16 protein-coding genes and 1 pseudogene are annotated in these 19,210 nt (G+C 48.5%); 14 read left to right on the forward strand and 3 right to left on the reverse strand.

Features of this window, described 5'->3' with window-relative positions:
* Positions 1-5: 5 nt before the first annotated feature.
* Genes eno through IPK30_07735 form a run of 7 tightly spaced genes read left to right on the forward strand, consistent with a single transcriptional unit; the run spans position 6 to position 5,364 of the window.
* Complete coding sequence (eno, locus tag IPK30_07705; protein MBK8103154.1) at positions 6-1,295, forward strand: phosphopyruvate hydratase; 1,290 nt, start codon at positions 6-8, stop codon at positions 1,293-1,295.
* A gap of 17 nt (positions 1,296-1,312) precedes the next feature.
* The gene (ftsB, locus tag IPK30_07710; GenBank protein ID MBK8103155.1) at positions 1,313-1,612 is read left to right on the forward strand and encodes a cell division protein FtsB; all 300 of its coding nucleotides are present in this window, start codon (positions 1,313-1,315) and stop codon (positions 1,610-1,612) included.
* Positions 1,596-2,306, forward strand: coding sequence for a 2-C-methyl-D-erythritol 4-phosphate cytidylyltransferase (ispD, locus tag IPK30_07715; GenBank protein MBK8103156.1), 711 nt, complete (start codon positions 1,596-1,598; stop codon positions 2,304-2,306). Before ftsB ends, ispD begins: the two co-directional genes overlap by 17 nt.
* Positions 2,303-2,788: a 2-C-methyl-D-erythritol 2,4-cyclodiphosphate synthase gene (gene ispF / locus IPK30_07720; GenBank protein MBK8103157.1), complete on the forward strand. Its 486-nt coding sequence runs from the start codon at positions 2,303-2,305 to the stop codon at positions 2,786-2,788. Before ispD ends, ispF begins: the two co-directional genes overlap by 4 nt.
* A gap of 5 nt (positions 2,789-2,793) precedes the next feature.
* Entirely contained in the window at positions 2,794-3,771 is a 978-nt protein-coding gene (locus tag IPK30_07725; protein MBK8103158.1) for a tRNA pseudouridine(13) synthase TruD, read from the forward strand.
* A 59-nt stretch (positions 3,772-3,830) separates the two neighbouring features.
* A complete protein-coding gene (locus tag IPK30_07730; protein MBK8103159.1) occupies positions 3,831-4,481 on the forward strand; it encodes a protein-L-isoaspartate(D-aspartate) O-methyltransferase in 651 nt (216 codons plus the stop codon).
* 43 nt (positions 4,482-4,524) lie between these two features.
* Positions 4,525-5,364: a peptidoglycan DD-metalloendopeptidase family protein gene (locus IPK30_07735; protein MBK8103160.1), complete on the forward strand. Its 840-nt coding sequence runs from the start codon at positions 4,525-4,527 to the stop codon at positions 5,362-5,364.
* Here IPK30_07735 and mtnA read toward each other — a convergent pair.
* Together mtnA and IPK30_07745 are read right to left on the reverse strand one after the other, a co-directional pair.
* On the reverse strand, positions 5,346-6,452 hold the full coding sequence (gene mtnA, locus IPK30_07740; protein ID MBK8103161.1) for an S-methyl-5-thioribose-1-phosphate isomerase: 1,107 nt from the start codon (positions 6,450-6,452) through the stop codon (positions 5,346-5,348). The two genes, IPK30_07735 and mtnA, sit on opposite strands and share 19 nt — an antisense overlap.
* Before the next feature lie 16 nt (positions 6,453-6,468).
* Positions 6,469-6,912 carry a hypothetical protein gene (locus tag IPK30_07745; protein ID MBK8103162.1) on the reverse strand — a complete coding sequence of 148 codons (444 nt, stop codon included), beginning with the start codon at positions 6,910-6,912 and terminating at the stop codon, positions 6,469-6,471.
* A 216-nt stretch (positions 6,913-7,128) separates the two neighbouring features.
* Between IPK30_07745 and IPK30_07750 the strand changes: the two genes are divergently transcribed.
* From IPK30_07750 to IPK30_07775, 6 genes are all read left to right on the forward strand, one after another.
* The gene (locus IPK30_07750; GenBank protein ID MBK8103163.1) at positions 7,129-7,302 is read left to right on the forward strand and encodes a rubredoxin; all 174 of its coding nucleotides are present in this window, start codon (positions 7,129-7,131) and stop codon (positions 7,300-7,302) included.
* Positions 7,303-7,410: 108 nt separating this feature from the next.
* Positions 7,411-8,640, forward strand: coding sequence for an MFS transporter (locus tag IPK30_07755; protein ID MBK8103164.1), 1,230 nt, complete (start codon positions 7,411-7,413; stop codon positions 8,638-8,640).
* 369 nt (positions 8,641-9,009) lie between these two features.
* Positions 9,010-10,143, forward strand: coding sequence for a hypothetical protein (locus IPK30_07760; GenBank protein ID MBK8103165.1), 1,134 nt, complete (start codon positions 9,010-9,012; stop codon positions 10,141-10,143).
* Between the two features lie 171 nt (positions 10,144-10,314).
* Positions 10,315-12,777: an RND family transporter gene (locus IPK30_07765; GenBank protein MBK8103166.1), complete on the forward strand. Its 2,463-nt coding sequence runs from the start codon at positions 10,315-10,317 to the stop codon at positions 12,775-12,777.
* A 95-nt stretch (positions 12,778-12,872) separates the two neighbouring features.
* Positions 12,873-14,477: a choline dehydrogenase gene (locus tag IPK30_07770; GenBank protein ID MBK8103167.1), complete on the forward strand. Its 1,605-nt coding sequence runs from the start codon at positions 12,873-12,875 to the stop codon at positions 14,475-14,477.
* Between the two features lie 18 nt (positions 14,478-14,495).
* Positions 14,496-16,361 (forward strand): PAS-domain containing protein, encoded by a 1,866-nt coding sequence (locus tag IPK30_07775; GenBank protein MBK8103168.1) that lies wholly within the window; start codon positions 14,496-14,498, stop codon positions 16,359-16,361.
* 8 nt (positions 16,362-16,369) lie between these two features.
* On the opposite strand, the pseudogene IPK30_07780 reads toward IPK30_07775, so the two are convergent.
* Positions 16,370-17,009 (reverse strand): annotated as a pseudogene (locus tag IPK30_07780) (response regulator transcription factor).
* 300 nt (positions 17,010-17,309) lie between these two features.
* On the opposite strand from IPK30_07780, the gene IPK30_07785 reads away from it, so the two are divergent.
* Complete coding sequence (locus tag IPK30_07785) at positions 17,310-19,139, forward strand: DUF1302 family protein (GenBank protein ID MBK8103169.1); 1,830 nt, start codon at positions 17,310-17,312, stop codon at positions 19,137-19,139.
* Positions 19,140-19,210 lie beyond the last annotated feature (71 nt).

Genomic DNA, 19,210 nt, shown 5'->3' on the forward strand with positions numbered 1-19,210 from the left:
CCCCAATGAGTAAGATTATCGATATCAAAGCCTTTGAAGTATTGGATTCGCGCGGCAATCCCACGGTGATGGCAGAAGTTGTTGTGGAAGGTGGTTTTGTCGGCAGCGCATGCGCGCCGTCGGGTGCATCAACCGGCTCGCGTGAAGCACTGGAATTGCGTGATGGCGATAAAGCGCGCTATCTCGGCAAAGGTGTATTGAAGGCGGTCAACAATGTGAATACAACAATTCGCGATTTATTGCTGGGAAAAAATGCGGCAGAACAACGCGCCATCGATAAAATTATGATCGACGCAGACGGCACGGATAACAAAGCCAATTTGGGTGCCAACGCCATTCTCGCGGTGTCTTTAGCGGCGGCGAAAGCGGCGGCAGCGGCAAAAAATATTCCGCTGTATCAGCACATTGCAGAAATTAATGGCACGCCGAACCAATACAGCATGCCGGTGCCGATGATGAATATTATCAACGGCGGTGAACACGCTGATAACAATGTGGATATTCAAGAGTTCATGGTGCAGCCTGTCGGTGCGCCAAATTTTGCCGAAGCTTTGCGTTGGGGCGCAGAAATTTTTCATGCGCTAAAAAAAGTTTTGCAGGCTAAAGGTTTGAATACAGCCGTGGGCGATGAAGGTGGTTTTGCGCCGAATTTGTCCTCCAATGCTGAGGCTTTAGCGGTTATCAAAGAAGCGGTAGCGAATGCCGGTTACAAGCTGGGTACAGATGTGACCTTGGCGCTGGATTGCGCATCGTCCGAGTTTTACAAAGACGGTAAATATGTACTCGCTGGCGAAAATAAATCATTCGATTCCGCAGGCTTTGCGGATTATCTCGCTGGTTTATGTAGTGAGTATCCGATTATTTCCATCGAAGACGGTCAAGACGAAAGCGACTGGGCGGGCTGGAAACTGCAAACAGAAAAACTGGGCGCGAAAGTGCAGTTGGTGGGCGATGATTTGTTCGTGACGAACACCAAGATTTTGAAAGAAGGTATCGAAAAAGGTATTGCCAATTCCATTTTGATTAAATTCAACCAAATCGGTTCGTTGAGTGAAACCTTGGACGCGATTGCGATGGCCAAAAAAGCGGGCTACACCGCCGTAATTTCGCATCGCTCAGGCGAAACCGAAGACAGCACCATTGCTGATCTCGCGGTGGCCACTGCCGCAGGGCAAATCAAAACCGGTTCATTGTGCCGTTCAGATCGCGTCGCGAAATACAATCGTCTGTTGCGCATTGAGGCGGAATTGGGCGGCAAAGCGCCGTATCGCGGTCGCGCTGAGTTTCGCGCCTAAGAGCGGAGTGACCCACGATGAAATGGGTCGTTTTTGTTTTGGTGTTGCTACTCGGTTTTTTGCAATACCGTTTGTGGGTGGGCGAAGGAAGCTTGGCGCAAATCGCTGAGCTTAAACGCGATATTCAACAACAAAAGTTAGAGAACGCGCATTTGTTGTCGCGCAATCAGGCATTGGCTGCAGAAATTGATGCGCTGAAAAAGGGAAGTAGTGTGGAAGATCGCGCTCGTCGTGATATGGGTATGATTCGCAAAGATGAAACCTTTGTGTTGATTGTTGACGAGCAGGAAAAGGCTAGGAATGACAAGCAGCGATGAGTCGCGTTTTTTTGCGGTGATTCCTGCGGCGGGAACGGGTAGTCGTTTTTCCACGCAAGAAGCCAAACAATACATGCCTCTGTTGTCATCCACGGTGTTGGAGTGTGGCGCAGCCACCTTGTTGCAATTAAAAAACTTACAACAGTTAGTGATTGCGATTCACTCTGAAGATACGCGTGCTGCTTTGTTGCCGCAGCTGCAAGATGTACGCGTGCGTTTTGTTGTGGGTGGTAATGAACGCTCCGATTCTGTGTTAGCTGCTTTGCATGCATTGCAAGATGTAGCAACAGAAAATGATTGGGTGTTGGTGCACGATGCAGCGCGCCCTTGTTTGGCAGAGAAAGAATTGCAGCGTTTGTTGAGTGAGCTATCGCAAGATACGGTTGGTGGTATTTTGGCTGTGCCGGCGACAGACACGCTGAAACAAGTGACAGGTGGTGCCGTAAAAAACACATTGGATCGTCGCGAAATTTGGCAAGCACAAACGCCGCAGATGTTTCGTTTTGGTTTGTTGTTGGCAGCCTTGCAATCATCGCGCGACAAACAATTAGCAGTCACAGATGAAGCCTCAGCAATGGAAGCAGCTGGTCATGCTGTAAAAGTGGTAGAAGGCGCACGCAGCAATATCAAAATTACTTATCCAGGAGATTTAGCCTTGGCGGCGTTTTATTTGCAGCAGGAGCAACAAGCATGAGTTTTCGCATTGGGCAGGGCTACGATGTGCATCGTTTTGGCAAAGGTGATCGCGTGATGTTGTGCGGTGTCGCTGTGCCGCATGAGCAAGGTGTGATTGCGCATTCTGACGGCGATGTGGCTTTGCATGCGTTGTGTGATGCACTGCTCGGTGCGTTGGCCTTGGGTGACATCGGTCAGCATTTCCCCGATACCGATGCGGCCTATAAAGGCGCAGACAGTTGTGTGTTATTGCAGCGCGTGTACCAACTGATCACTGCAAAAGGTTGGCAATTGTGCAATGCTGATATCACGATTGTTGCGCAAGTGCCGAAAATATTGCCGTATCGTGAACAGATGCAACAACGCATCGCGCAGGTTATGAATGTGGCACCGGATAAAATTAGTGTAAAAGCTACTACCACGGAAAAATTAGGCTTTGCAGGGCGCAAAGAAGGCATTGCGGCGCAGGCGGTTGTTCTGCTCGAATCTTTATCTGTATAAGCACGATGTCTTTTGATCTGAATTTCCCTTTTGCATATCAATCACTGGCTGCCAGTGCGGTTTTTCGTCAAAGGCCTGAAGATTTTTTTGTGGGCGAGCAGTTGGGTTTTCCACTCTCCGGTCAGGGAGAACATTTGTGTTTGCATATCGAAAAAACGAATCAGAATACGGTGTTTGTTGCCAAGCAATTAGCAGAATGGGCTGGCATCAAGCAGATGGATGTTGGTTATTGCGGTTTGAAAGATCGCCACGCAGTAACGCGTCAGTGGTTCAGTTTGTATTTAGGTAAACGCGAACTGGATATCTCTGCTTTGCAAATTGCAGGCTGCACCGTATTGGCGGTATCCAAACATGACTGCAAGCTGCGTCGCGGCATGCACGCGGGCAATGCGTTTGTGATTCGTCTGCGCAATGTGCAAGGTTCCATAGATGCACTGGAACAGCGCTGGCAAGCGATTGTGAAACAAGGTGTGCCAAATTATTTTGGTGAGCAGCGCTTTGGGCGCGGCGGTAGCAATCTACAGCAAGTAGAAGCAATGTTGGCAATACATGCGAAACAGTGGCGCGAGCGTAAATACCAATTTGCCGTTTCAGCATTGCGTGCATGGTTATTTAATCGTGTGCTGGCAGATCGTGTTGTTCAGGGTGATTGGCGTGAATGTGTGGCGGGTGATCCGGAAGCAGTTTCTACCGGCCCTCTGTGGGGGCGCGGCCGCAGCAAGAGCCAAGATGTGTTGGCGCAGCGCGAACAAAATTTGCTGGAACCTTACGCGCAATATTGTGAAAAGTTGGAGCATGTGGGTTTGCAACAAGAGCGGCGCGCGTTGCTGCTGCCGGTTGCCGATCCGCAATTTCAACGCGATGAAAATGATGTGATATTGCGTTTTGTATTGCCCGTCGGTACATATGCAACTGCAGTATTACGCGAGTGTTTACAGCTGGAGAATGCGCAGGCATTTGACAGCCAAGTCCCTGTGCTATAGTTCAGGTCGTTACTGTTTGGTGGTTTTGTGTGAGTGATTTGAATTTTGATGGCCGAGGGATGACATCGCGTCGCACACGCGATCGTTTGATTGAGCGTTTGATGGATCAAGGCATCAGTAATTTTGAAGTCATCAACGCCATTCGAGAAACGCCACGCCATATTTTTGTAGATCCCGCCTTAGAGCATCGCGCTTATGAAGATGACGCGCTGCCGATTGGCTACAACCAAACGCTGTCGCAGCCCTATACCGTGGCGCGTATGTCGGAGTTGTTGCTGTCGCGCGGGCCGCTCACGCGCGTGTTGGAAATTGGTTCGGGATCGGGTTATCAAACAGCGATTTTGGCGCAGTTGGCAAAAAAGGTTTACAGCATGGAGCGCATTGAGCCACTGTTGGAAAAAGCCAAACAGCGCATGCGTTTGCTCAAGCACGACAATGTTTTTTTGCGGCATGCCGATGGTGCTATTGGCTGGGAAGAGGCTGGCCCTTTTGATGGTATTTTATCAGCGGCCGCCCCCTTGGAAATTCCAGAGCGGTTACTACAGCAGTTGGCACCGGGCGGCGTGTTGGTGTCGCCAGTTGGTGGTGACGAACAACATTTGGTGATGGTGTATCGCGATGCGGAAACGGGCGAGTACGAACATATTCCTGTAGAGCCTGCGCGTTTTGTGCCTTTTGTGCGCGGCGTTGTGCGTAAAAATATTGAATAAATAAATGGAGTGAATAGCGGTGAAATCTAGCGCAATCACAGTAATGTTTATATTGACCTTGGCGGCAGTAGTTTTAGCGGGCTGTAAAAACACAGCACGCTTGCCACCTATTGAACAAATGGCGCAGCCGCCGAGTATTCGTTTGAATTATCACATCGCTTCGCGCGATGATTCGCTGTACACGATTGCATGGCGTTACGGTGTTGATTTTCGTGAATTGGCGCAGCGCAATCGTATTGCAGCACCGTATCGCTTGCATGCAGGGCAAAAAATCATGTTGGCAGATAGTGATACCGCTACGCGTTTAGCTGCATCGCGTACGGTGGCTACACCGCGAGGCGTGCAAGTAACGGCGATTGCCGATGATCAGTCAGTTGTAGAAGTGGCATCTACCGCACCATCTGTCGCAACAAGTAGCGCTGCAAAAACTGCACCTACTGTAGTGGCGAATTCGCAGTCCGTTGCGCAAGCTGAGACACCTACTGTTGCCGCGCCTGCTGCTGCGAGCAGTAATAGTCGTTGGTTGTGGCCGACAAATGGCCGTTTGATTACGCTGTACTCAGCCAATGATCCGCTGCGTAAAGGTATTGATTTGGAAGGAAAGCAAGGTGACCCTGTGAAAGCGGCTGGTGCGGGTTCTGTGGTCTACGCGGGTAGTGGTCTTGCTGGTTACGGACAGTTGATTATCGTCAAGCACGACGAGCAATTTCTCAGCGCTTATGCACACAACAATAAATTGTTAGTTGCCGAAGGGGATGCGGTGAAAAAAGGGCAAGTGATTGCAGAAGTTGGCTCGAGTGGCACCGACAAAAACAAACTGCACTTTGAGATTCGCAAATCGGGCAAGCCGGTAGATCCACTGCTTTATTTGCCGCGGCGATAAGCTCCGCTGTCGCGCAGGTTTTGTAAACCCTCGCTTGATGCGGGAAAAACACCGTATTCGGTGATCAGGCCGCTGACTAAACGCGCTGGTGTGACATCAAATGCATAGTTGGCAGCGTGTACTTGTTCGGGTGTCACACGCACATGCTGCACAAAGTTATCGGTGGGGTGTACGCCCAATACATGCGTTAACTCAAAACTGTCGCGTTCTTCGATAGGGATTTCATGTAAGCCATCGCGCACCGTCCAGTCGATGGTGGATGTGGGGAGAGCTACATAAAACGGCACATTGTTGTCTTTGGCAGCCAGCGCTTTGAGATAAGTGCCAATTTTGTTGCAAACATCACCTTGTGAGGTGGTGCGATCCGTGCCGACAATGCACAAATCTACCAAGCCGTGTTGCATGAGGTGGCCGCCGGTGTTGTCGGTGATGTAGGTGTGCGGAACGCCTGCTTGTTGTAATTCCCAAGCGGTGAGTGCTCCCTGCAAACGCGGACGCGTTTCATCCACCCATACATGCACAGGGATGCCGGCGAGATGCGCTTTATAAATAGGCGCTAAGGCCGTTCCCCAGTCAACTGTAGCAATCCAACCGGCGTTGCAATGTGTGAGGATATTGACGGTGTGTTTTTCTTTTTTTTGATAGATTGCTTCAATCAACGTCAAGCCATGATCGCCAATGGCAGAACAGACTTCGGCATCTTCATCACAGATTTTTTTTGCTTCGGCTAATGCGGCGTTTGCTTTTTCGCCCCGCGCTGTTGATGCAATGCTTGCTCTCACGCGCTCCACCGCCCAGCGTAAATTGATGGCAGTTGGTCGTGTGGCGATGAGTTGTAGTGCAGAGGATTCTTCGTGTTCCGGTGAATCATCGGCGCGTAGCGCAAAATACAAACCAAAAGCAGCACAGGCACCGATCAACGGTGCGCCGCGCACTTGCATACTGCTGATGGCGTGGCAGACATCGCCCAAGCTGTTCAGTGAAAGTTGTTTGATCTGATGCGGCAGTAATGTTTGATCAAAAATTGTGGTGCAGTCTGTGCGTTCGTCATGCCAGATACTGCGGTAGTAAGTGTCTTGGATATACATTGCGTACGGCCTGTGTTCAATAGCGATCGAGGTTTTCTTCTACAACGGGAATGGCCGGTGCTGGGGGAAGGGTTTTTTTTGTTGCAGGTTTTGCGACTTCCGCTGCAGTAGTAGTGCTGTCTTCTGGGGCTGCAGTTTTATCAGCTTCACACATCAAATACAGACGCACATCGGTGATGGATTTTCCGTGACGAAAAGAAAACAAAGCGGTTTTGCCAGGGGCAATCACCGTGTCGCGACCGTTGGAAGTCTCTTGGCGGTTCGTGATCATATTCGCATCGCAAATCACGGAGCGTCGTTCGTGGTTGGTGACATACAGCGTGGTTTCCACAGTGCTGCTAGAAACATTGTAGTTCACCACCAGTCCTTTCAACTGCGGGAACACTTGGTAGCGCGGCCCGTTGGCGAGCGCGGTGATGCTGATCAAAAAAATAGCGAGAGCGGTGAGAGTATTGCGCATGTGGGCGATTCTTGATGGGTGGATAACAGAGGAGCAGTGTAAAGCCGAATGCCGTGGAGGTGAACGAAGCTTTGACAGAGGTCAGGGTTTGGCGTGTCGCGCTGCGTAGAATGGCGTGGGTGCAGAAGTGCAGGGGATTGTCGCAATGGGTTATCTGGTGACAATCTGTTTATAATGCGCCGCGTTGCCGGTTTCGTATTTTTGTGTGGAGGCTATATGGCTTACAGAAAGTTTGAGTGCGTAATTTGTGGGTTTATCTACGACGAAGAGAAGGGTTTGCCTGAGGAGGGCATCGCGCCTGGCACAAAATGGGAAGATGTGCCAGAAGACTGGGAATGCCCAGAGTGCGGCGTGAGTAAATATGATTTCGAAATGGTGCAAGTTGCCTAAGATTGGCGGTTAGACGCTTCCCATCGGCCGTCTAGATCGTATCACCAACCCAACAAAGGTCGCCTGCTGGCGGCCTTTGTTGTTTCTGTATTTGTCATTGTAAATTTCATGGTTTTATCCCTAAAATCACCTACATCGCGCTGCCCTAACCCGCTTTCTTATTGGGTGCTGCTGCTCACTGTGACTGCGTACGGTGTAGTCAATAATGTAGTGTTCAGTTTACTGCCGCTGATTGGCACCAGCCTTGGTCTCACCACGCGTCAGATCACTTTAATCGGCAGTTGTGCTGCACTGCTGGTGTTTTTGGTGAGCCCTTGGTGGGGCAGAAAAAGTGATCAGTGGGGGCGGCGGACTTCAATTTTGATTGGTGTTTGTGGCTACTGTTTTTCCGCGTTGTTGCTGGTGTTGTTTTTTACGCTGAGTCAGTTGCAGCGCATCAGCGTAGAAACCCTGTATTACGGTGTGTTTGCTAGCCGCTTATTGCAGGCGTTTCTGATCGCGGCCATGTTGCCAGCAATCACGGCTTATGTAATTGACATTACCGCACCGGATGAACGCGCGGTGGGTTTGAGTCAAACCGGTGCGGCGCACGGCGTAGGTGCCATCGTCGGCCCCTCTTTGGTCATGCTGGCCGCGTGGTCTCTGTTGCTGCCGCTGTATGCAGCAGTAGGTTTGGCGCTGCTGATTGCGGTGCTAGTGGCAAAATTTTTAGTTGAACCCAGCAAGCGTGCAGACAGTGCACAGAACACATCTATGGGTGCAAAAAAACTGAGCTACTTCGACCCGCGCTACCGATATTTGTTGTTAGTGGGAGTGGTCGTGTATTTGGGGATGGCGGTATCGACGCAAATGATGGGCTTTTATTTGCCGTATGTGATTCAGCGCGATGCCTTGGGTTCCGCCACAGCCTTGGGTACAGCGCAGGCATTGATGGCTGGAGCAACGGTATTTGGTCAGCTGGTATTGGTGCAGCGTTTGAGTTGGTCGCCTGCGCGTCTTTTGCGAGCTGGTATTCCAACGATGGCTGTCGGTTTTGGATTGATCGCCACCGCTGCGGGCTTGGTTCCGCTGTGTGCTGGTGTTGTGTTATTGGGTTTAGGTCTGGGTATCACCGGCCCTGGTTTTTCCGCTGCTGTTTCGCTCAGCGTTGAAAGCCACGAACAGGGAGCTGTTGCGGGATTTCTTGCTGCCTGCCCAGCACTGGGCTATGTCATTGGTCCTTTTGGCGCGGGCATGCTGTACGAGTGGCATCCACGCTCCCCTTTTGTGTTGGTTGCATTGTTGTTGTTGGTCGCTTGGTTGATATTGCATTGGCAAAGTAAGCGTTCGAGGCAATGAGAGGTTTAGCTAGTCTGTGATAGCGCAACCTCGGTTTACCTACAGGAAGTGTGCGGGTAAGATTGCCCATACCTCGGCGCAGGAGGAAGGCCGAAACCGAGGTAGCATCACCCTAGTAGTAAGCTGCGAATTTTTTAATTCCCCGCAAGTAGAAAGTCTCGCAAATAAAAAGTCTGTTTAACTGACTTTGCGGAACCCGCCTCTGCTGGCACGGCTTCATGGTATGTCGCGTTTCTCAGTTCTTGTGATTGAGTGGGCGTGTGCATGTATTACAAAGATGATTCAGGGCACATCAGAATGAATAAGAAACCCGCGTCTTACTTCGCATTCGCTAGCAAACTCCGCCACGCGAGCTCCGTTGTTTTGTTGATGGCGACAGCCGTTACAGCGTACGCACAAGACGCGGCGGTGAGCAGCCAAAAGCCAGCAATTAAAAGTGAGAAAATTGCGCAATCGCTTTTACAGGATATTGCTCGTGTGGGTGATAAATTGGTGGTGGTGGGTGAGCGCGGGCATATCGCAATCTCCGAAGATAATGGGAAAACTTGGCAACAGGCAGAAGTGCCAACGCGAGCCATGATGAATGCGGTTTTCTTCGTTTCAGAGTCAGAAGGCTGGGCTGTTGGTCACGATGGTTTGGTATTGCACACCACTGATGGTGGTAAAGCATGGACTATCCAATTGGATGGTTTGAAATTCACACGAAAATTAAAAGCAGACAGCATCCCCGTGTTAGAGGCGAAGCTGAAAGAGTTGGAAGTTAATAAAAAAGCCGCTGAAGACCAACTGGATGGGATGGACGCGTCAGAAGCAGCTGCTACTAACAGTGCGGACAATGCAAACAGCGCAGCGGAAGACAGTGGTGAAACTGAGAGCGATATTGCGGAATCGGATGTGGATGCGGCAGATAGCGCACACGAGCAAGTAGAGGCGATGGTGTCAGAATTGGATGACAAAATTGCCGATATCGAATCTGAATTGTCAGATGCAAAAGCTGCATTGGTTAACACGGTAGCAAATCCATTAATGGATGTTTGGTTTCGCGATGCACAAACCGGCTTTGCGGTTGGTGCTTTTGGTGAAATGATTACTACGCAAGATGGCGGTGCCACTTGGACCAATGTTGCCGAGCGTTTGAACAACCCAGATCGCAACCATCTCAATGCTATCGTTGGGCAGGGTGATCTGATGTATATCGCTGGTGAAGCGGGACATGTTTTCCGCAGCACAGACGGTGGTAAGAGTTGGGTGCAGCTGGAATCACCCGATCCAGAAAATGGTTCGTTCTTTGCTATCAATATTATCTCAGGCAACGAAGTGTTTATCGCGGGTTTGCGCGGTGTGATGTATCGCTCTGTGGATCGCGGCGATAGCTGGAAACAAATCGCGGAAACACTGCATAAAAATATCAATGCTGCTTATTTTGTCGACAAAGACACCGTGCTTGCTGTCGGTAATGACGGTGCATTTCTCCGCAGTCGCGATGGCGGTCGTACTTTCTAAGAAAATATCCGCAAAAACAGGCTGACTATCGCATCTGCGGCGGCGGCGGCCAACGGCGACTATATCCTTGTCGGTGCGGGTGGTGTGGAGATCGTGTCTCCTGCCAGTCTGTAAAGCATTGCATTTTTAACTTATCAGAACAATAACTTTTAAAGCTAGAGGTTGAGCAGTATGGCTGGAGCAGCGCGTCAATACGGAGAGCCGTACCGTTACGGTGATGAAGAAAAACGCATGGAACGGTTGATCTTTAATCGCCGTCCGATGTGGCTGGTGATTATTGCGGTATTGACGCTTTACTTTGGCTTCGAAATGACTCGAATTAAGATCGATGCCCGCTTCGAAAAAATGCTGCCAATGCAGCATGAATATTTACAGAATATGTTCAGTAGGTTGGATGATCTTACGCAAAAAGGTCTGTCTTTTAAGATTGCTATCGAAAATACACAAGGTGATATTTTCGATAAAGAATATCTGCAGGTTGTGCAAAATGTGCACGATAAGGTATTCAATATTAACGGCGTAGATCGCACTTCTTTGCGCTCCATGTGGGCGCCTTCCGTGCGCTGGCAGGCGGTGACGCCACAAGGTTTTGATGGCGATCGTTTGATTCCTGGTGAATACGATGGCAGTGCAGAAAGTTTAGAGCGCGTTAAGTTGAATGTGTTCCGCTCAACTGAAATTGGGCGTTTGATTTCAGATAATTTTAAGTCATCTATCGTTGAAGCGTATGTGTACTCCACCTATCCCAATGAAGATTTAGATAGAGGGCATGAGGCAGGCAGCGCAATTGATTTCCAAGATCTTGGCAACATTTTGGAAGAAACTCGCACCGAGATAAATAAGCAGTACGGCGGTAAGTATCGAGTTTACATTATTGGTGAGCCGAAAATGATCGGCGACTTTATCATCGGTTCCAGCGGTATTGTGTTTTTTGGTGGTATCGCTCTGTTGATTACTATCGTTTTGTTATACATGTATGCGCGCTGCTGGCGTGCAGCATTGATGCCTTTGTTTACATCGGTTATTGCTGTTGTATGGATGCTGGGTATTTTGAGTGTGATGTCAGAATTCAGCGTGCCTTATGGCAGTGTGCTCGTCACCGTAAACGGCATTTCTGAAAACATTGAAATTTTTTCAGGTATAGGCATGTTTTCCATGCTGGTGCCTTTCTTATTAGTGGCAATTGGTGTGAGCCACAGTGTGCAGTATGTAAATGCGATGGCTGTAGAAATGGCGCACGGCCACAACAAACTACAAGCCAGCAAACGCGCTTTTAGAACCAACTATTTGCCAGGTATAACTGCGCTGCTGACGAATGCTTTCAGCTTTTTGACAATGATTTTGATTCCAATTTCAGCGATTAAAGAGTTGGCTTATACCGCATGTATTGGCACAGCTGTTTTGATTGTTCTCAAACTGATGTTGTTACCTATATTGCTGTCTTATTCCGGTATTGCGCCGTCTGGCGTTAAACACATGCAGCTCAGTGAAGAGAAGGATGCGCCAATCTGGCTGTTCTTGGCGAAATTTACAGAAGCGCGTTGGGCTGTTGTGGCGTTGGTGTTTGCAGGGGCGCTAGCGGTGTACAGTGTATACGAAAGACAGTTTCTTAAGATTGGCGATATCGCCGAAGGTTCGCCAGAGTTGCGTCCAGATTCAACTTACAATCAGGATGTGAAGTTCATTACTTCTAACTACGCTACTAGTTCCGATTTGTTCGTTGTAATGGTGACAAGCGCTCCAGGTGAGTGTTTCAAGCAGAAAAACATGGAGGCGATGGATGATTTGGAATGGACGCTGAACAATACTGATGGTGTTCAGGCTACAGCTTCTGCTGCATTTGTTGCAAAAAATTTCACGGCAGGTTTAACGGAAGGCCATATCAAGTGGATGGCGTTAGGGCGTAACCAGGAAGCTATTGACGGTTCTTTCAATATCACTGCAGAAATGGGTTTGGCTAATGAAAAATGTAGTTTTGCGCCGGTTGTGGCCTTCCTCAAAGATCACAAGGCAGAAACTCTAGATCGAGTAGCAAAAGTAGTGAAAGATTTTGCTGATAAAAACAATACTGCAGATGTTCAATTCCGATTGGCAACAGGCAATGCAGGCATTGCAGCAGCGGTGAATCAGGAAATTCACTCAGCACAGAATACGATGCTGTTTCTGGTTTACGCAGTTGTTGCTGCATTGGTGTTTTTCACCTTCCCATCTATTAAGGCGATGCTCTGTATTTTGGGGCCTTTGGCGCTGACATCTATTTTGTGTGAGGCTTTAATGGCGAAATTGGGTATCGGTGTAAAAGTAGCAACGCTGCCGGTTATTACTCTCGGTGTGGGCGTAGGTGTGGATTACGGGATCTATATTTACAGCCGTATGGAAAGCTACTTTAAAGAAGGCAAGTCGCTGCGTGATTCGTATCTGTTGACATTAAAAACTACAGGTAAAGCAGTGAGTTTCACTGGTATGACCTTGGCAATTGGTGTGGCAACTTGGTATTGGTCTGCCATCCAGTTCCAAAAAGATATGGGCATACTGTTGGTGTTTATGTTCCTCTGGAACATGGTGGGTGCATTGACATTGCTTCCTGCGCTGGCGCATTTCCTCCTGCCTAAAGGCGGCACAGCGGGTAAATAAAAGGTTGTGCGTGTAGGAAATGAGAGAAGCCCGTGGTCAACACGGGTTTTTTGTTTGTAAAGGTTTTTAACAGTTAGAGAGTAAAAGGAGTCGTTATGTTTGATTTTATCGTTGTTGGTGCAGGATCCGCCGGCTGTGTACTGGCCGCGCGCTTATCTGAGAATGCGCAACATAAAGTGCTATTGCTGGAGGCTGGCCCTAAAGACAATAACCCTATGGTGCATATGCCAGGCGGTGCCGCTGAAATATTGAAAAGCAACAAAATGAATTGGCAAATGTATACCGTGCCGCAGCCAGCATTGAACAATCGAAAAATTTATGTGCCGCGTGGAAAGTTGTTGGGCGGTTCGAGCAGTTTGAACGGCATGGTGTATATCCGTGGACACAAATGGGATTACGACCACTGGAGTGAGCTGGGTAATGCAGGCTGGTCATACAACGAAGTGTTGCCGTATTTCAAACGCTCGGAAGATAATGTTCGCGGTGAATCGCACTACCACGGTGTTGGCGGCGGCTTAAAAGTTTCTGACGCACCCTGTGACAATATTTTGTACGACAAGTTTCTCGCAGCGGGTTTGGAGCTTGGCTACTCTGCTACGGATGATTTTAATGGCGCACAGCAAGAAGGTTTTGCACGCTATCAAGCAACATTGCGCAACGGGAAACGCTCCAGTTCTGCCGCCGCGTTTCTTACGCCAGAAGTTCGCAAGCGTCCTAATTTGACGATAGTTACGGGTGCGCATGTTACGCGCATTTTGTTGGACGGAAATCGTGCGACGGGTGTGGAATACAAGCAGGGTCGTACATCGTGCTTGGTAGAAGCAAAACGCGAAGTGGTGTTGTCTGCCGGTGCAATTAAGTCCCCGCATGTTTTGCAAACATCTGGTATTGGAAGGAAAGAAGACTTAGAGCGAGTCGGTATCAAAGTATTGAAAGATCTGCCTGGTGTTGGTCATAACCTGCAAGAGCATTTGGATATTTTAGTTAATTTTACTTGCACAAAACCTGTCACGCTTAATGCAGCGGCGACGCAAATTCCTTTGCAAATTAAAACGGCTTTTGAATATTTTGTGTTAAATAAAGGAATTGCAACCTGCAACATGATTGAAGCGGGTGGTTTTGTGAAATCATCTGATGACTTGGCGATTCCTGATATCCAGCTACACTTTATTCCTATTTTAATGCACGGTTTGATTGATCCGATTCCAAAGCAACACGGTATGTCTATTCATGCTTGTCAGCTGCGTCCGCAAAGCCGAGGTTCGGTGTTGCCAGGTAGTGCAGATCCGTTTGCCTCGCCATTAGTGGATTTTAATTTTCTAGACAACGAGCATGATTGGAAAGTGATACAGCGCAGTTATGAAATTGTGCGCAATATTGCACAGGCAAAAGCTTGGGATGGCCTGATGGGTGAGCCCTCGCGCCCGGATAAGCATTTGACGGATGAAGGGCGCATTCGAGAGTTTTTGCGCCAAGTGTGTGAGACTGTTTATCACCCCGTTGGCACCTGCAAAATGGGTAATGACGAACTAGCTGTCGTTGATAGTGAGTTACGCGTTCACGGCATTGAAGGGTTGCGTGTGGCTGATGCATCGATTATGCCGACACTAATAGGCGGTAACACCAACGCGCCAAGCATCATGATTGGTGAAAAGTGTGCGGATTTGATTCTCGGTCGCAAGTTGCCTGCTGAAGTGTAAGGGCAGGGTTGCGTCACGGTGGAAACTTCTGACAATAAATCACCAGTTGCGTTAAAAGAACTGATTGATTTTGCACAGGGGTTTATGCCGCCTGACGAAGCGATGCTGAAGTTTCGGCTTGCGTATACGGAGGCAAAAAAAAACCTCGATCCAGAGAATACAGTTTCAGTATTTGATATTGAAATTGCTGAAGAAATTATTTGCCATTCTGTAGGGAACACAGAATCTACAGCAATTGGCAATATGGTGCGCGCCTTTGTTGGGCGCGGTGCTGTTCAAATTGCTGATGTGCTCAGCATTATCAGTGGCGCGCGTTTCTTTTTTGAATTCATGCAGGAGTTGGTTCAGTCATCGATTGAGCATATTTCTCAAGGCATCAGTGTTGTCGATCAACAGATGCGCATGGTGGCATGGAATAAGCGTTATTTGGAGTTTTTTGAATATCCTGATGATTATGTGAGAACAGGAAGGCCTGTAGCTGACCTCATCCGCTTTAGTCTTGAAAAAATTGGCTGCCATCCCGATGAGTTAGATGCGGAAGTGCAAAAGCGCATCCGCTATTTAAAAGAAGGAAATCCGCACAACTTTGAACGCTATCGTCCAGAAGGGCGCGTGTTGGAGGTGAGTGGAAATCCCATGCCGGGCGGTGGATTCGTTACCAGCTACACCGATATTACGGCACACAAAGAGTTAGAGCGCCAACTGCGCGCATCCAATGAAACTTTGGAGTTGCGGGTTCAGCAGCGTACACAGGAGTTGGAGCTGGCTAAGTCGGACGCTGAGCAAGCTAACTTATCTAAGACACGGTTTCTTGCGGCGGCGAGCCATGATTTGATGCAGCCGCTCAATGCCGCGTCATTGTTTGCCTCGGCTTTGGCGCAAAAAACGCATGACAGTGAATTGCAAACCTTGTCTGAGAATGTTGTGCTGTCACTGCAGGCGGCAGACGCCTTGATCAACAGTATGTTGGAAGCTTCGCGTTTAGATGCTGGCGTAGTAGAACCAAAACGCGAAGTGTTTTATTTGAAAGATTTGTTGGATCCACTGGGGCGAGATTTTACTGCGTTGGCACAAACGCGTGGATTGGGTTTTCATGTGGTGCCAACGCGTCTTGCGGTGTGGAGTGATCCGCATTTATTGCGTCGTATTCTGCAAAACTTTCTGTCTAACGCACTGCGTTATGCTTGTAGTGGTCGCGTGTTATTGGGGTGTCGCCGTTTAGGGAAAGTTTTGCGTATAGAAGTGTGGGATACCGGCCCAGGTATTCCACCAGATAAATGCAGTGAAATTTTTTTAGAGTTTCATCGTCTTCAAACACCTGAGCATGACAAAGGCGAGCGCGGTCTAGGCTTAGGTTTGGCAATTGCCGATCGTATTTCTCGCTTGCTCAATCATCCAATTAACTTACGCTCTTGGCCGCAGCGCGGTTCTGTTTTTTCGGTGGATGTTCCGGTCGCGGAAGTGCAGCCCGTTGTGTTGCCGGCATCGCCGGTTGTGATGACGAGTGTTAGCGGCAGTCTTGAGTTATCGGTGCTATGTGTTGATAACGAACCCAATGTTCTCGCGGGCATGCGAGCATTGCTGGAAGGTTGGGGTTGTGATGTTGCAACAGCGAAGGATGAGAAGGAATCTTTACATGCGCTGCAACAAGCAACGCCGGATTTGGTGATTGCAGATTATCAATTGGATAACGGTATAACAGGCTTAGATGTCGCCGCTAGTTTGCGAGAGAGAGCCGGAAAATCACTACCTGTGTTAATCATTACAGCAAACAACACAGAAGATATTCGGCGGTTGGTGGAAGATTGTGGTTACTTGTTTATGGCAAAGCCTGTCAAACCGGCCAAACTGCGCGCGCTTATGTCATCGTTACAAAAGCGGTAGCGTATCGGTTAGCTGGGCTCTTCAATATTGAGATAACCCGCGGCCAATACTGCCTGTGTGCGGTTTCGTACACCCAATTTTGCGAAAAATCGCTGTCATGTGTGTGCGTACAGTGGCTTCGGAAACATTTACTTCTCCGGCGATTTGCTTGTTGAGCAACCCCTTGGTCAACATCATAAAAACACGCAGTTGTTGCGGTGTTAGAGTTTTTAGGCGTTGAGCAAATTCTTTTTCGTTGTTGTCCGGTGTTTGTGATAGTGATGTTGGCAGCCACAGTGCCCCATTTAAAATAGTCTGGAGGGCAGCGGCGATTTGACTTAGATCCGATGCTTTGGGGATAAAGCCGGAAACGCCGTATTCCATGGCGCGCTGCATAATGTTGTGGTCATCGCTAGCAGAAATAACAACCACAGGGATATCTGGATACTGCCCGCGAATCAGCACGAGACCGGAAAAGCCGTTGGCGCCAGGCATACGCAAGTCGAGGAGAATGAGATCTATGTCGCTTTGTGCCGCCAGTAGGCTCTCGAGCGTGCTGATGCTGTCGCATTCCAAAATATCTGCATCGGTCACCACTTGCTTGACGGCATGGCAAAGAGCATTTCGAAACAAAGGGTGATCGTCAGCAATGATGATTCGCGTGCTCATGGCATACACAGCAGAATTTTGAGGGCGCTATCATAAACAAAAAACCGCACTGGCGGCGTGGTAGATGTGTTTGTTTCGTGTTGTGTCACGAAAGCAATAATGCAAACCGTTACCGATGGTAACAACTCTAAGGCTGATCTTTAGGCATGTGTGAGTTTTCGTTAGGTGGCGACAGTTAGTTGTTGATTACATTACAAAACTTATTAAATTTTGTTTTGCATTTTACAGTTTTTTCTGGCCTAATCCCGCACCGTGAGTCCTTCTATGTGCCGTGAAAGTTGGCGCGGCTTGCATTGGAATATGAAAAACACCTATATGGGCGGAGCAATGATGAAAATAAAAAGTCGATTGGGCGGGATTGTTAAAGCTGCTGTGATAACAGGACTATTGCCTCTTTCACTGCAAGTGCAGGCATTGGAGTTCGAAGTTTCTGATGATCTAAAAGTCAATGTTGATACAACGATCACCTACGGTCGCCAGTGGCGCGTAGAGGGGCGTGATAAAAATCTGTTGGGTGGGCACATCGATAGACAGGGAGCGATGGCAAATCCGAATGGCAAGGATTTCAAAGATTATGTTCAGCGCATGAACTCGGATGACGGTACGCGCAACTATGATAAATGGGACACTGTCTCTAGTCGTGTTGCCATTCTGTCGGACATCAATATCTCTTATAAAAATGTAGGTCTCTTTTTGCGACCACAAATTTTTTACGATTCTGTGCCTTTTAGCACACCTAGTTGGTCAAACAAGTATTTGTCTCCTTTCGTCGCAGCTAATGGTAGTAATAACCAATTGGCTGCCGGTGAGATTGGTTCACCTGACAGTTGGTGGGATGACGAATACAAGCATACGATGGGTTACAAAGCGCGCTTCTTAGACGCATATGCTTACGGCTCTTTCGATATCGGTGGTCGCGAATTAAACCTGCGCGTTGGTCGTCAGGTAATTACTTGGGGTGAAGCGTTGATGCTGCAGGGCGGTATTGCGTTTGCTCAAAACCGAGTTGATTCATCGGCAGCTACTCTGCCTGGTGTTGAACTGAAAGAGGTATTTTTGCCGACAGGCGCGGTCTACGGCTCTATAGCAATCACTGATACCACAACTGTTGAAGCATATTGGCAGTATGAGTGGATCAAATCCACGCTGTTTCCAACGGGGTCTTTCTTTTCCATGCAAGATTTTATTGATGGCGATAGATTTATTGCGTTGCCACAAGTGGGTGGTATAGGTTTTGGTCGTGTTGAACACAATGGCAGTAAGGACAATCAATGGGGTTTGGCTGTGAGACATGCTTTGGATAATGGTACCGAGCTTGGAGCCTATATTGTTAACTACACAGATAAATACCCAATGTTTTGGGCGGCGAATGGTAGTGCAGATCTCAAATCTGTTGCGGAGTTAGGCGCCCTACCTGAAAACTCGGTATACCCTAACGGCTCGTACGGCATTAACTATTTTGACAATATTCGCATGTATGGCTTATCAATGAACACTGTTATTGGTGGTGTTCAGGTGGGTGCAGAGTATGCGTATCGCGCAAATGCTCCCATTGTGCCGGTGTGTGAGGCAAAGGATTTGATGAAGCAGAAATGTCGAGATTCGAGCTACTATGCAGTTAATGGCTTTGGCGTTTGGCCTACTGATATCGCTACCGCTCAAACAATGGCCAATACAACTACATTTAGCTGGCCTAATCGTGCAGAAATCCATAGTTTCAATGTGGGCGGCACTTACATGCTCCAGCCAAATGCCTTGTGGGATACAGCTACCTTGGTGGGTGAGTTAGGTGGCTGGGCTGTGGGCAGCTATCAAGACGATGAATTGCAGTTTGCGCATTTGGGAGCATTTACTAGGAATGGTTATGGCATGAGCATGCAGTTTATGCCGGAGTACAAAAATGTGTTTGAGGGCGTGGATCTTACTATTCCATTCTTTGTGAACTACGGCATTGAAGGTAGCTTCTCTACATTCAATTACAATGAGCAAAACTTGTGGTGGAGTGTGGGCGCAGAGTTTACTTACTTGGAGCACTGGAAGTTCTCTGGTTACTACAGTGATTTCACCGGGCCTAACAATTTGTGGGTAGACCGCGATAACATTTCTTTGAATGTTAAGTACACATTCTAAATTTGAAATGGATAGCTAAAAAAGGAGACTTCGGTCTCCTTTTTTTGTGGGCATCGATTTTGTCGTTTTGT

The organism is Cellvibrionales bacterium (assembly GCA_016713115.1).
GTDB lineage: Bacteria > Pseudomonadota > Gammaproteobacteria > Pseudomonadales > UBA7239 > UBA7239.